This is a genomic window from Enterovibrio coralii (genome assembly GCF_001559595.1).
In the GTDB taxonomy this organism is placed as follows: domain Bacteria; phylum Pseudomonadota; class Gammaproteobacteria; order Enterobacterales; family Vibrionaceae; genus Enterovibrio; species Enterovibrio coralii.
The window spans coordinates 411,465-423,698 of the sequence record NZ_LNTY01000006.1 but is presented as its reverse complement, the minus strand read 5'-3'; the positions used below and the strand labels follow the sequence as shown (position 1 = coordinate 423,698).

At 46.6% G+C, this 12,234-nt stretch carries 14 protein-coding genes; 10 read left to right on the top strand and 4 right to left on the bottom strand.

All coding sequences use genetic code 11. The features are described from left to right. Window positions 1-208: 208 nt before the first annotated feature. The gene (locus ATN88_RS02640; RefSeq protein WP_067411016.1) at window positions 209-1,048 is read right to left on the bottom strand and encodes a pirin family protein; all 840 of its coding nucleotides are present in this window, start codon (window positions 1,046-1,048) and stop codon (window positions 209-211) included. Between the two features lie 231 nt (window positions 1,049-1,279). On the opposite strand from ATN88_RS02640, the gene ATN88_RS02635 reads away from it, so the two are divergent. The 6 genes from ATN88_RS02635 (at window position 1,280) to ATN88_RS02610 (ending at window position 5,092) form a co-directional block, all read left to right on the top strand. After that, complete coding sequence (locus ATN88_RS02635) at window positions 1,280-1,960, top strand: DUF4336 domain-containing protein (RefSeq protein WP_067411013.1); 681 nt, start codon at window positions 1,280-1,282, stop codon at window positions 1,958-1,960. Between the two features lie 102 nt (window positions 1,961-2,062). Next, complete coding sequence (locus tag ATN88_RS02630; RefSeq protein WP_067411010.1) at window positions 2,063-2,986, top strand: DUF368 domain-containing protein; 924 nt, start codon at window positions 2,063-2,065, stop codon at window positions 2,984-2,986. A gap of 131 nt (window positions 2,987-3,117) precedes the next feature. Further along, on the top strand, window positions 3,118-3,576 hold the full coding sequence (locus ATN88_RS02625; RefSeq protein WP_067411006.1) for a hypothetical protein: 459 nt from the start codon (window positions 3,118-3,120) through the stop codon (window positions 3,574-3,576). Beyond that, a complete protein-coding gene (locus tag ATN88_RS02620) occupies window positions 3,573-4,160 on the top strand; it encodes an SCO family protein (protein WP_067411002.1) in 588 nt (195 codons plus the stop codon). Before ATN88_RS02625 ends, ATN88_RS02620 begins: the two co-directional genes overlap by 4 nt. Before the next feature lie 32 nt (window positions 4,161-4,192). Then, on the top strand, window positions 4,193-4,654 hold the full coding sequence (locus ATN88_RS02615) for a copper chaperone PCu(A)C (RefSeq protein ID WP_067410998.1): 462 nt from the start codon (window positions 4,193-4,195) through the stop codon (window positions 4,652-4,654). A gap of 192 nt (window positions 4,655-4,846) precedes the next feature. Continuing rightward, on the top strand, window positions 4,847-5,092 hold the full coding sequence (locus tag ATN88_RS02610; protein WP_067410994.1) for an LPP leucine zipper domain-containing protein: 246 nt from the start codon (window positions 4,847-4,849) through the stop codon (window positions 5,090-5,092). 19 nt (window positions 5,093-5,111) lie between these two features. Here ATN88_RS02610 and ATN88_RS02605 read toward each other — a convergent pair whose 3' ends face one another. Next, window positions 5,112-6,056, bottom strand: coding sequence for a L,D-transpeptidase family protein (locus ATN88_RS02605; protein ID WP_067410991.1), 945 nt, complete (start codon window positions 6,054-6,056; stop codon window positions 5,112-5,114). Window positions 6,057-6,377: 321 nt separating this feature from the next. Then, window positions 6,378-6,788 carry a hypothetical protein gene (locus ATN88_RS02600; RefSeq protein WP_067411917.1) on the bottom strand — a complete coding sequence of 137 codons (411 nt, stop codon included), beginning with the start codon at window positions 6,786-6,788 and terminating at the stop codon, window positions 6,378-6,380. Between the two features lie 249 nt (window positions 6,789-7,037). On the opposite strand from ATN88_RS02600, the gene msrP reads away from it, so the two are divergent. From msrP to ATN88_RS02580, 4 genes are all read left to right on the top strand, one after another. Further along, entirely contained in the window at window positions 7,038-8,057 is a 1,020-nt protein-coding gene (gene msrP, locus ATN88_RS02595; protein WP_067410987.1) for a protein-methionine-sulfoxide reductase catalytic subunit MsrP, read from the top strand. Next, the gene (gene msrQ / locus ATN88_RS02590) at window positions 8,057-8,674 is read left to right on the top strand and encodes a protein-methionine-sulfoxide reductase heme-binding subunit MsrQ (protein ID WP_067410983.1); all 618 of its coding nucleotides are present in this window, start codon (window positions 8,057-8,059) and stop codon (window positions 8,672-8,674) included. Before msrP ends, msrQ begins: the two co-directional genes overlap by 1 nt. A gap of 210 nt (window positions 8,675-8,884) precedes the next feature. After that, window positions 8,885-9,418, top strand: coding sequence for a hypothetical protein (locus ATN88_RS02585; protein ID WP_232312706.1), 534 nt, complete (start codon window positions 8,885-8,887; stop codon window positions 9,416-9,418). A 181-nt stretch (window positions 9,419-9,599) separates the two neighbouring features. Beyond that, the gene (locus ATN88_RS02580) at window positions 9,600-10,481 is read left to right on the top strand and encodes an AEC family transporter (RefSeq protein WP_067410976.1); all 882 of its coding nucleotides are present in this window, start codon (window positions 9,600-9,602) and stop codon (window positions 10,479-10,481) included. Window positions 10,482-10,486: 5 nt separating this feature from the next. On the opposite strand, the gene ATN88_RS02575 is transcribed toward ATN88_RS02580, so the two are convergent. Further along, window positions 10,487-12,205, bottom strand: coding sequence for an SgrR family transcriptional regulator (locus ATN88_RS02575; RefSeq protein ID WP_067410973.1), 1,719 nt, complete (start codon window positions 12,203-12,205; stop codon window positions 10,487-10,489). Window positions 12,206-12,234 lie beyond the last annotated feature (29 nt).

The window sequence follows — 12,234 nt, the reverse complement described above, 5'->3', positions numbered from 1 at the left end:
TCAACACGCCTGTTACTAACAGTACTGTTTCTGTTGCGTGGGCAATGATTGGGAGCAAAGCCAGTCTTCCTGTCTAGAAACGAATCCTAACCACTAAAACAAATACCCGATCTCAGATCAACATTTTGTTTACATCTCGCACTGTGGTTGTGACGGCATTATAAGTGTCGTCGAGTCGTGAAGACTGCCTTGCCCCAATTAGTGAAACCTAGTCGGTAAGCACACCGTTTTGATAGTCATGAATCGCTTGGTTTATCTCTTCCATGCTGTTCATGACAAAAGGCCCATAGTGAACCACAGGTTCATGAATGGGGACGCCAGAGAGCAACAGTAATCCGACTTCACTTTGTGCTTCAAAGGTGACACTGTCACCATCGCTAAGTTGAACCCAATGCCCCGCTTTTACAAGCGTTCCTGAAATCACTACTTCACCGCGATAGACATACAGATTCGCTTGGTAGTCTTCGGGAATGCCCAGAGTTCGGGTTTCACCCGCCGCGGCTCGCCAATCAGCAATCGCAGTCTCAACGCCCGTATCTTGGAGTGGGCCTGTTAGTTTATTTCCGTTTTCAGTCAGCGTGCCTGAAATCACCCGCAACAGATTTGATTCATCACCGTACTCATTGATTTCCGGAGATTGAAAATCATGGTATTCAGCAGGTAAACGTTTCTTTTCTGCAGGCAGATTTATCCACATTTGAAACCCGTGCAAACCGCCTTCGGTCATGATTGGCATTTCGCTGTGAATCACCCCTTTTCCCGCCGACATCCATTGGGCACCGCCGCTTTTTAGTTGCCCCACATTTCCCATATGGTCTCTGTGCTCAAAGTGGCCTTCCAACATATACGTCAGCGTTTCGATTCCGCGGTGAGGATGCGGTGGGAAACCACCAATATAGTCATCCGGACTTTCGCTTTTTAGCTCATCAATCATAAGAAATGGGCTAAACGACTTATCATTAAAGCCATGAACACGTTGAATTTTTACACCATCCCCGTCCTTAGACGCATGCGATTGGATAACGCGCTTAACTTGTTTCATCGTCATTGCAAACTCCTTTGTTACCCTCAGTCTATGCGTAACCGGAGTGCGTTAACATTAGCGGCGGCTAATCAACTTGTTCGATTTTTTCGAACAACACTAAACCAACAGAGCTCCGCTATTTCTGGAACTCACATTTCGATAAACCAATTTGTTGTTAACCACTTAAATTATTTTCTTTCACAAGCTGTTTATCTTTGTTATTGATCGGGAAGACGCAATTCAAGGATGAATTCAATGATTCAGTGGCATACAAACCATTTTTGGTATCACTCGGATGAATGCCGAAAGCTAGGGGTCGACATTGGCCAACGTATGTCTGTGATTCGTCTTCAAGATGACACCCTCCTCGTTCACAATCCCGGACAACTGACTGATGACGTAAAATCCTATCTCGCTGAACTTGGCGACGTCAGTTGCGTCACAACGGTGAATAAGCATCTGCATGACGATCTTTCTGATTGGTGGTTAGCCTATCCCGAGGCTTACTTTTACTCCGCGCCAGGTCTGGCTTCTAAACGCACTGATATTGGCTTTGACGGTATTTTAAATTCCGCCACCTCACCACAGTGGAAAGGCCAGCTTTACCAAACCATCATTCGCGGTAATGCGGATTGCGAAGAAGTAGTATTTTGCGATCCCGTTAGTCGCACGCTAGTCATCGGTGAAAGCGTGATTGCAATTAATGAAGGTTCCTTTGCTAGGCGTCTTGCAGGCAAACTTGCGGGTTGCGACGGCAATGTAATGGTACCCATTTCACAGCGTCTAAAAGTCACAGACAAATCTCTGCTAAGACAATCTTTACAGGAGATTTTAACGTGGCCGTTTGAGCACATCATGCCCATTCACGGTGATCCCATTCTGTTTGATGGAAAAAGAAAACTTGCAGAGGCGTATGCTTGGGCACTACGGGGCTAAACACAGAGAAATTGTAAGTCTATGCATTTAAGAGGTTTCGGTCTGGATACAAGCCGTTATAATTGACCCAATTTTTTTCCAGTCTCAGAAGCTCTATTCTAAATGAAGCAAAATATTTTGACGTTTTTCAAGGGAATGGCAATGGGTGCGGCAGATGTCGTGCCGGGCGTTTCCGGCGGTACAATCGCATTCATCACGGGTATTTACGACACGCTACTCGAAAGCATTCGCAGAGTTAACCCTTCTCTTTTTTCAATGTGGCGTAAAGAAGGCTTCGGCTCAGTATGGAAGCATGTTAACGGTACATTCCTCGCTTCACTGCTTACTGGTATCCTGACAGCAATCCTAACGTTAGCCAAAGCCGTCACTTACGCGCTGGCTGAACACCCAGTATTGATTTGGTCATTCTTCTTTGGCTTGATCGTGGCGTCAGCTATTCACATGATCAAACAAGTTGAACGCTGGAACCCAGCTTCTCTGTTGCTTGCAGTTGCTGGTGCCATCTTCGCTTACGGTATCACCGTTGCCAGCCCAGTCTCTCTTGAGTTCAACTACCTAACCGTATTCATCTCTGGCTCTATCGCGATTTGTGCGATGATCCTTCCTGGCATCTCTGGCAGTTTTATTCTGCTTTTGTTGGGAATGTACGGCCCTGTGCTTGGCGCCGTGAAGTCTTTTGACCTGCCTATTCTTGGTCTATTCGCACTTGGCTGCCTCGCAGGCATCTTGTCTTTCTCTCACGTATTGTCATGGCTTCTGCGCAAGTACCGCGATTTCACTATCGCGTTCCTGACAGGCCTTCTGATTGGTGCATTAGGTAAAGTGTGGCCTTGGAAAGAAGTGCTGAGCTACCGTGTTAACTCGTCGGGTGAACAAGTACCACTGATTGAAAAAGTGCTGACGCCAGGTGCTTTTGAGTCTGTGACTGGACAGCCTTCGCTACTGGTACCGTCTATCATTGCCATGGTTGTCGGGTTCGGTATCGTTATCGGACTTGAGAAATTCTCGGAAAAAATGGCTGACTAACAGTCCACTACAAGAAAAAGCTGCTTTCGAGCAGCTTTTTTTATACCTTCATTTCAAGACATTTCTCACATAGTCTCGTAACAATTAGTGTTAGTATTTTTGACGTACTTATCACTATTTAGCCTCAGGCGATGACGAACATAACAACGACTAAAAGAAGAGTCATTCAACTCTCAACCATCTTTTTCACTGTTTGCGCAGGTTACCTGTTTGCAGACAATGTGTTATTTGCCAAAGAATCAGAGTCCAAAGCCATTGCACCTGCCTGCACCTTGGGTACTGAAGCGTGTCAATTCAATCAAGCGCAAGCGAGCTTGGCAGAAGACACTGTTACGCCACTCGTTCCCACTAGCTTGAAAGTCGTTTTGGAAGAGGCAACGCCCGCTCCGACTCACCTGCTGTTGGAAGTTGAGGGTGTAGAAATGGACATGGGCATTTATAAGCTCAAGTTGACGAACATTGGCAATCAGACGTTTCAAGGCGATGTCATGCTGCCACTGTGTATGCACGAGGAAATGACATGGCGAGGGCAAATATCCAGCCCTGATAACCAGACCGTGTTACCCGTAGATATAAGAATGGTGCGATGAAAGTAAAGATTTTAGTGTTAGCTGCTGCGCTGCTTGCTGGATTGGGAGCTCGATATGCTGTCGATCATTTTGAAGAGCCCAAAACCGCTGCAGTAAGCAATTTTGCGTTAGAAACGGGCTCATCACCCATGAATCTGTTTGACGCAAACGACGAACGCGTGCGTGTTGTCTACTTCGGTTATACGCATTGCCCGGATGTTTGCCCGACTTCATTAGCCATTCTGGCGGCATCACTAAAGTCTTTACCTGAAGATACCCTTCAGGCCATACGCCCAGTTTTTATCACTCTCGACCCGAAACGGGATACGCCAGATGCAGCCAAAGAGTATGCTGGCTATTTTCACCCCATGATTGAAGGTGGTAGCGGATCAGAAGACACCATTAATGCATTAGCAAAAAAATATGGCGTGTTATACCAAGTGACAGAACTTGAAGACTCAGCGATGGAATACGCGGTAGACCACAGCTCCTATTTCTATTTCTTGAGTCCAGAAGGCGCATTGCTTGAAAAAGTGCCGCACACATTAAATCCAAACATGGTATCGGATGCCATTTTCCGTTTAACGGAAACCGCAACACAGTAATAAAGAATAAGAAACACGGAGAGTAAATCAGGATGTTCAAAGCCACTTCAATGGGGATTTTATTGAGCCTTGCATCAGCAAACGCGTTCGCAGAAATCGATGTTCACGACGCTTACGCAAGAGCAACGCCGCCTCACGCCCCAAACAGTGCTGCCTTTATGGAAATAAAAAACAGTGGCAAAGAAGACATTTATTTAGTCTCGGCGTCTACCTCAGTAGCGAAAACCGTTGAGCTTCATAATCACGAAATGGTCGATGGCCTCATGAAGATGCGCCAAGTCGACAATATTAAGATTCCTGCGGATGGGATGACGATGTTAAAGCCAGGCGGGTTGCACGTCATGCTTTTTGATCTCAGCTCACCGCTTAAAGAAGGAAATACCATTCCGCTTCAACTGACCTTTTCAGACCAATCCAGTGTGGATTTAGAGCTCCCCATAAAACGCGTTATGGCGCACTCAAAAATGAAACACGGGCACGAATCGGGCCATTAGTCTGAAAAAAGTCTAACCAATTATGCTGATTGCAGGCTTAGTTTTTTAAGCTGTATCAACATTGAGGCGGATATGTGAGACGGTCGGCTGCAGAATAAGTAAACCCAGTCTATGGTTAAACTGCAGCCAGTTGTTTAACAGGTAAAAAGCAGTGAAGTAAGGCAACCCAACAATAATCAAGAGGTTCTAACTATGAAAATTCGTCTTTTAACGTTAGCAGCGATTGCTTCAAGCGCACTTTTGGCTGGTTGTTCAAACAACTCAGCTCTAGAGCAAAGCGTCGCAGACCTTTCGTCTAAAGTAGATTCTCTTTCTAACCAAGTTTCAGCTCTACAAGGCGATGTTGCTGACGTAGCTGCGGCGTCTGCTCTGTCATACGACGAAGCGGCTCGCGCTAACGAGCGTATCGACAACATGGCACAGTCTTACACCAAATAAACGACTGCGCTTAGCCACACTATAATTCTGCGGCTCCTTCGGGAGCCGCAGCATTTCCCATCTCAATAGGAATGCCAGACTGTACCGCCAATGCGGCGCGATAGCGGCTTTCGTTCATTGCATTTGACTTCAACCAGTGTGAAACACGCGCATCAGGCTGCGAAAGAAGACGCTTGCCTGCATCTGATTCGTCATTCGACAAAGGACGATGCACCTCAACAAACACCGCACCATCAGGTTCATAGCTTGTCTTAACCGGCTCGTTAATCACTCGTACCTGCTCACCAACGGCGACTTTGTCAAACAGCCAAAGAATGTCTTTAGGACGCATACGAATACACCCTGAGCTTACGCGAAGCCCAATACCAAAGCTTTTGTTGGTACCGTGAATAAGGTACGAACCCGTACCGTAAGCTAATCGCAGCGCATGATTGCCAAGCGGGTTTTCTGGGCCTGCAGGAACTACATCGGGCAAAACGATGTTTCGCTCCTCGAGGTACTCTTTTTTGATGCTCTCAGGTGGCGTCCATGTTGGGTTTTCACGTTTCTGACTAATTTTGGTAGTCATGATTGGCGTATTGCGACCGATGCGGCCGATACCAATCGGGAACACATGGACTTTGTTTTCCGCTTTATCGAAGTAGTAAAGACGTAGCTCTGCAAGGTTGATAACGATGCCTTTGTAGTCCACATCAGGAAGCAGCAATTGCTGTGGAATAGTAACAAAGGTTCCTGGCTCGGGCAGATAGGGGTCAACACCGGGATTTGCTGACAACAACGCCAAGAAGCCTACGTCGTATTTCTTAGCAATGGTTTCCAAGTGTTCGCCATCTTTGATGACGTGGATGGTATTTTCACCCAGCAAACGCGTTTGGGCCGATGGCCACGCATACTCATTCCCAACGCTACTCAGCGGAGATAGAGAAAGCAGGAGTGTTAGGAAGGCTATCCGTTTCGATTTCATGCGTCACGGTCTCGACTATTTCTGTTGTTCTTAGCAATGGTTCTTTGTTACCCAGTCCGATCAAAAAAAGAGCAACTCTTTTGAGTGGGTATATAACTCTATTTACGCTCAGACTGCAAAAACGTGCAACAAGTGGTTTAAATATAACCAAACCACTTCAAGATACTTAGGTATATATTCGAAGATACCATGCAATCAGACCCTTTCGATCCGATTGAAGGTTCACAATTTGACTTATTTAACCTGTGAATCTCTCCAATGATACAAAACGTAAAGAGCACCTTTCGGTGCCCTTTTCTCTCATTCGCATGGTGTGCTTGTTTAGAAGTGCATTCTCAATCCAATCATGCCTTCCAATTCAAAACCGGCTTCTTCTTGCCAATACCATGTCGAACCCGCTTCGCCGTAAAACTCAGCGTTTCCATAACCAACAGGGATCGCAATACCCAAGCCCGCTCTCGGCCCCCACTCGTGCACATCGTCATTCACCCATTGGAAACCCGTGTAACCATAAACAGGATGAAGTTCTGGCCTTACAAGCCAATCACCAAGATTCCAAAGTCCGTCTATTGCCACGCCAAAGTTATCTAATCCCACAGAAAGTCGTAGGTTCGCCTGCGAGACGGTGACACCAGACATTGGTGTACCCAGAAATACGCCAGCGGAAAAACTTTGAGAAAACGCCGAGGTGGCAGGAAGCATTAATGCCAGAGCGACAAGAATACGTTTCATGTGTGCATCCATTTCAAAAATCAAAAAACATCTCTCTGCGAGCTTATTCCTATTCCTTTAACTGTTTGCTTTTTATTCAGTTTGTCATTAGGCACTGGCAGAACTGTCACTCTACTTGCCAAATGCGTCGAAAACCATCGAAAGTGTCCGTTTTTTTTAATTCAAACTTAAACTAATGAAAGAAATGCTGCGTTTATAAGGTCTATATCGATACAAGAATCTTCTGGGCAGAGAATAAGGAAAGAGAAAATGCTTATCCGCAGAAAAAAGCAATCGGATTTGAAAGAAAACGAACTGACACCAGAATCGATTTACCGCGAGCGTAGAGAGATCCTCAAAAAGCTCGGTATTGTCACTGCCACACTCCCCATCGCCTCTCAAGCTAACGCAAACTTGTTCGGTTTGTTTGGTGATGACAAGAAGGAAGAGCCAGCAGCCGCCTTTGTTAGAAATCCACTGGTTGCGGCAAAAACATCGTATGGCGATGGCTTAGAACTCACACCCGAAAACAAGGTCCTTACCTATAACAACTTCTACGAATTTGGTACGGGCAAAAACGACCCAGTTGAAAACAGCCAGGGCTTCAAGGTAGATCCTTGGAAACTCGAAGTCACGGGTCTTGTGAATAACCCAATTACTCTCTCCTACGACGATCTCCTCAAGCGTTTCCCACTTGAAGACAGGCTCTATCGCATGCGTTGTGTAGAAGCATGGTCAATGAATATTCCCTGGGTTGGGTTTTCGTTAGCAGCGTTGCTTAAACAAGCGGACCCTCTTGGTAGTGCCAAGTATGTCGCTTTCGAAACCCTTTACGATCCAGACCAAATGCCCGGACAGCGTTCTCAATTCGTCGGTGGCGGTATCGACTACCCATACGTCGAAGGCTTACGTCTGGATGAAGCGATGAATCCGCTAACCATTTTAAGCGTGGGTTTGTACGGTCAAACATTGGCACCACAAAATGGTGCTCCCGTTCGATTGGTCGTGCCTTGGAAGTATGGTTTCAAAGGCATCAAATCAGTCGTCAAAATCCATCTGTTGGAGGCAATGCCACCTACAACGTGGAACCTGCTTGCGCGTCATGAATACGGCTTTTACGCTAACGTAAACCCGCAAGTTGATCATCCTCGTTGGAGTCAGGGCTCTGAGCGATTCATTGGCGAAGGCACTATTTTTAGCTCGCGCAGACAGCCAACCTTGATGTTTAACGGCTATGCCGATGAAGTGGCGAGTTTGTATTCTGGAATGGATTTGAGAGCTAACTATTGATGAGATTGACGCTGAAGCACATATTCTGGGTTAAGGTTGCCATTCACCTCGTCTCGCTGACCTTTGTTGCTGACTTGGTATGGCAAACTCTTCAAGGTGGATTTGGGGCGGATCCGGTCGACGGTATTACCCACTACACCGGGATTGCCGCGCTGAATACCTTGATTGTTACGCTTATCATCAGCCCGTTGGCAAGATTCACCAAGCAAGGCTTGTTGGTGAGATGTCGACGTTTGGTGGGACTTTATGCCTTCTTTTGGGCAACGCTGCATATGCTGACGTATTTCTCACTCAACCTAGGCTTTGACTTCTCGTTGCTCGGGAGCGAAATCGTTAAGCGTCCTTATCTCACTGTTGGTGCTGTCTGCTGGATCATCCTTTTTGCATTGGCGGTTACCTCAACCGCCCGTATTCAAAGGACCATGGGAGCTAAATGGCAAAAATTACATAACAGCGTGTATATTGCGCTCATATTGGCTCCAATTCACTTTTATTGGTCCACAAAGTCTGAGGTTATCGAGCCCGCTATCTACCTGCTGCTGGCCGCGTCTTTGTTACTGATTCGTTGGAAAACCTTGAAAAGAATTGTTTTTCGCCCAGCAATGCGAAGAAGTTAGCCCCACTTTTACACGCGTTCCCACAAATACCTAAAGTTGATATGGCAAATTTCAAATTTTTGCCATACTTTAGGTAACCTTATGTAGTAACGCTTGTTTTTGGAGTGAACCTTTTTGTTGGACGAACTCATCTCGCAGAGTTTGAGAAACTTTCAATCAGACTGTTTGAGTTTCTGCGAGCACCATTATCCTACAATTCACAACCGAGGCATGAAGGACAGCCACTTAGGCAAGGCGCTGTCTCGTCGCATTGTTCACTCTTTTGATAACCTGGATGTGCAAACCCAGTTTCATCAAATGGAAGAAACCTCCAGCACCAAACAACCCATCTACCGCATCGAAACCAAAGACCATCTCGTCTTTGTTCTCGCACATCGAATGATCAGTGCCAGCTCTGCGTGCCGTAAAGGCTTGGTGAGAGATATTAAGCAGTTAATTGAAGGCTTGGACATAGACAGAACGAAGGAAGTCCGGCTGATCATTGTTGCTGATCACTGGATTGATCGCTCCAGTGCCAGTAAATCTATTCCAAGCTGGTGGCTCGGTCATCAACCCATTCATATCGATGAATACATCTCCCAAGGCATCAAGCTTGTCGCTGCCGAGCAACATTTAGCGCATGATATTGAAACGGAATGTCAGCTTGAGAAAGGCCGACATCGACTATTCAATCCGCTTCACCGCCAGCGTGATGGCCTCCCACTCTACAAGTACCTTTTATTGACCGCCACGTACCCGTTGTAGCCTCTCTTTCACTGTCGCTTTAACAGGCACGCATTAGCCATTAGACAAATCTCTCCGAACCAAGCTTACCCATCATTCAATCTTGTGACCGATTCTCTTGATGAAACGAGCACGTTAAAGTAGCTTGGTATCGGCTAGGTTATTCATTCTTATTATTCTTATTTCTGCTTTTGAGGCACGGATGCTCGAAAAAGTCGTCAGTATTCTCTTCCCTATTTTTGCCGTCGTTGCTGCTGGCTTTTTTGTGGGAAAACAGTTCAAACCCAACATGAGTGACATCAACCGAATTAATATCGATTTGATGATCCCTTGCCTAGTCTTCTCAACGCTCTCCGTTATGCCGCTGGGGAAATCCCAATACTCCCTGTTATTCGCTGCAGCCATTGCCGTGCTTTTGCCCGGATTATTGATGATCCCGCTGAGCAAAGTCCTCAATATTTCCTACAAAACTTGGGCTCCACCTCAGATGTTTCGCAACAGCGGTAACCTCGCCATTCCCTTGTTTGGTTATGCGTTTGGCACGGCGGCAGAAGCACCGGCTGTATTGCTCTTTGTTGTTTCTTTGCTTTTACACATTACGGTAGGGTCTGCATTGCTCAGCAATAAAGACTATGAGCTAAAGAACGTATTCAAGATGCCATTGCTCTGGGCGTCATTGGTCGCGATTCTTTTCAATCTATTCGACTTAACACTTTGGAACCCATTGAATGAGGCCATGATTTTGGTTGGACAGGCTGCGGTTCCCATTATGTTGATTTCATTGGGCGTGCAATTGACTGGCATTCGGTGGTCAGGCGTTGGTGTCGGTATGCTCGCGACGGTTCTTAGTCTTGTGACTGGCGGCATTACTTTCGCGGTTATCTATATGTTCATCCCGTTGCCTGCGGAACATATGAAAATGCTGTTGTTGTTCACCATGCTACCGCCAGCCGTGATGAACTTCTTGTTTGCAGAACGCTTTAGAATGGGACCTGAGAAGGTGGCCTCGATGGTGTTATTTGGGAACTTACTGACGGTAATTACGCTCCCTATTCTTCTCGCGGCCACGTTTTATATTGAATAGAACGCTCAGATCAGCGGCTTTTTCCATACCGATTTAAAGTCAAACCAACCCACTCGGTTTGAGGAAACATCTTCCAAATCGGCACTGTCGACGACGCCAAGCCAAATATGGAAAAGCGGGATGAGCAGTGATGATTCCACCAGCTCTCGACCCAAAGATTCTGCATCAAACGACAGTTCTGACTGTGCTCGCCAATCAGACATTTTCTCGCACAGTTCTGTGTATTCATCTGAAGGCATGGCTGTTGAAATGTGTTCAAAGCTCGTGAGCCATGGCAAGACCGCTTCAGGGCGTTTGTTACCAAAGCTAATTCCGCACAGCCAAATATCAATCTTCTTCGCCTTTTTCGGATTCATCATCTCTTCATAAGGCACAGTGTCGATTTCCAGCTCTACACCGTCTTCAGCCAGCATTTCCTTCAACGCTTGCGCAAGTAACGGAAATAGCGGGTTTTCTGATTGATGTACCAACCTGATTGTGCGCTGAGCTGGCGGTAGAACCGTTGCTGACGACACCTTGGAATGAATCCAACCCGGCACTAAGCCATAGGCATTCACCAATCGATACTCACCGATTTCTAACTTCGCTAAATATGGTAATAAACGCAGAGAAGAAATCCGCTGACTGATGTACTTCGCCCAGCGATCATCTTTAGCCACACCGCTTTGACGATTCAGTAAGAGGTAATTACACCCTTCATCCAGTTCCAAACGATCGTTGTTGTCGCTTTGCAATGCCCCCTGTCGTGAGTCCAACGCGGTAGGATCTAACGACGCTGTTGGCTGCAAGAAACACATTGCCGCACTGTCCAGTACCCAGATTTCGATTTCATCTGTCAGTGCTCGGAAGCCGAAATACTGATCATGCGCTTTTAGCACCAATTGACGATCGTTATTCACTGCGACACGGTAAGGACCAGTACCTATTGGCATCCTATCCGCATCTTTTGACTGAGCCGCTTTTTTGGATTGAATCGCCGCCATTGGAATGGCGAGGGTTTCTGGTAGATAAAAGTCTGCGCTCGACAAGATCACGTCAATCACGTTCTCTTCTGGCGCTTCAATTTGAGCAATGTGCGCGAAAAACGGGCTAGACGTTAACGCTTTGAGTGACCAGATAACGTCATCGGCCTGCAGCAAACTCCCATCGTGAAATTTCACTGCTGGTCGCAGATAAAATCGCCAGTGCTGCGGTGAGATAGCCTCCCAATGATGGGCAAGATCTGCCTCTACTTGTTCTGTTTTCTCATTGATTCGCGTAAGACCATTGAAAATCTGCGTGACCAAATGTTGCTCTGAGCGACGAAGAGGCTTAGAAGGATTTAGCGTTGGGAAGCTACGGTAATACGGCAAGCGGATAATTTGTTTACCCTCTTGGGTAGAAACCCCCAACTGTTCTTGGATCAGCCTTGCCAGTTTTTCCGCATCGTTATCTAATTCTTCCAGTGCTGCATCTAGCTTACCTTCCTGCACCCATTTGCGAACACGACGCATCTGAAGATCGGATTCTGTGCGGTAGAAGTTCAAACGACTTTGCTTACCACGACCGACTGCAGGGTCCCAACTCAGCCATCCCTGCTCTGCCATCTTGTTGAGTACCATACGTGCGTTTCGACGCGTACAGCACAAGATATCAGCCATGGTTTCCAGGTTAGTATCGCTGTCTGTCCCACCAAAGTGGGCATAGATCTTGGAAAACTGGGTTTGCAGGCGTTGACCGGACATAAAAGAGGAACCCTTTTAATTGTATGTTT

Bases quoted from the DNA above. Each gene is read 5' to 3' on its own strand.
- ATN88_RS02585 (WP_232312706.1), top strand. From the start codon at position 8,885: ATGAAGGACAGCCACTTAGGCAAGGCGCTGTCTCGTCGCATTGTTCAC.
- ATN88_RS02600 (WP_067411917.1), bottom strand. From the start codon at position 6,788: ATGAAACGTATTCTTGTCGCTCTGGCATTAATGCTTCCTGCCACCTCG.
- ATN88_RS02620 (WP_067411002.1), top strand. From the start codon at position 3,573: ATGAAAGTAAAGATTTTAGTGTTAGCTGCTGCGCTGCTTGCTGGATTG.
- ATN88_RS02640 (WP_067411016.1), bottom strand. From the start codon at position 1,048: ATGACGATGAAACAAGTTAAGCGCGTTATCCAATCGCATGCGTCTAAG.
- msrQ (WP_067410983.1), top strand. From the start codon at position 8,057: ATGAGATTGACGCTGAAGCACATATTCTGGGTTAAGGTTGCCATTCAC.
- ATN88_RS02580 (WP_067410976.1), top strand. From the start codon at position 9,600: ATGCTCGAAAAAGTCGTCAGTATTCTCTTCCCTATTTTTGCCGTCGTT.
- msrP (WP_067410987.1), top strand. From the start codon at position 7,038: ATGCTTATCCGCAGAAAAAAGCAATCGGATTTGAAAGAAAACGAACTG.
- ATN88_RS02630 (WP_067411010.1), top strand. From the start codon at position 2,063: ATGAAGCAAAATATTTTGACGTTTTTCAAGGGAATGGCAATGGGTGCG.
- ATN88_RS02610 (WP_067410994.1), top strand. From the start codon at position 4,847: ATGAAAATTCGTCTTTTAACGTTAGCAGCGATTGCTTCAAGCGCACTT.
- ATN88_RS02625 (WP_067411006.1), top strand. From the start codon at position 3,118: ATGACGAACATAACAACGACTAAAAGAAGAGTCATTCAACTCTCAACC.
- ATN88_RS02575 (WP_067410973.1), bottom strand. From the start codon at position 12,205: ATGTCCGGTCAACGCCTGCAAACCCAGTTTTCCAAGATCTATGCCCAC.
- ATN88_RS02615 (WP_067410998.1), top strand. From the start codon at position 4,193: ATGTTCAAAGCCACTTCAATGGGGATTTTATTGAGCCTTGCATCAGCA.
- ATN88_RS02635 (WP_067411013.1), top strand. From the start codon at position 1,280: ATGATTCAGTGGCATACAAACCATTTTTGGTATCACTCGGATGAATGC.
- ATN88_RS02605 (WP_067410991.1), bottom strand. From the start codon at position 6,056: ATGAAATCGAAACGGATAGCCTTCCTAACACTCCTGCTTTCTCTATCT.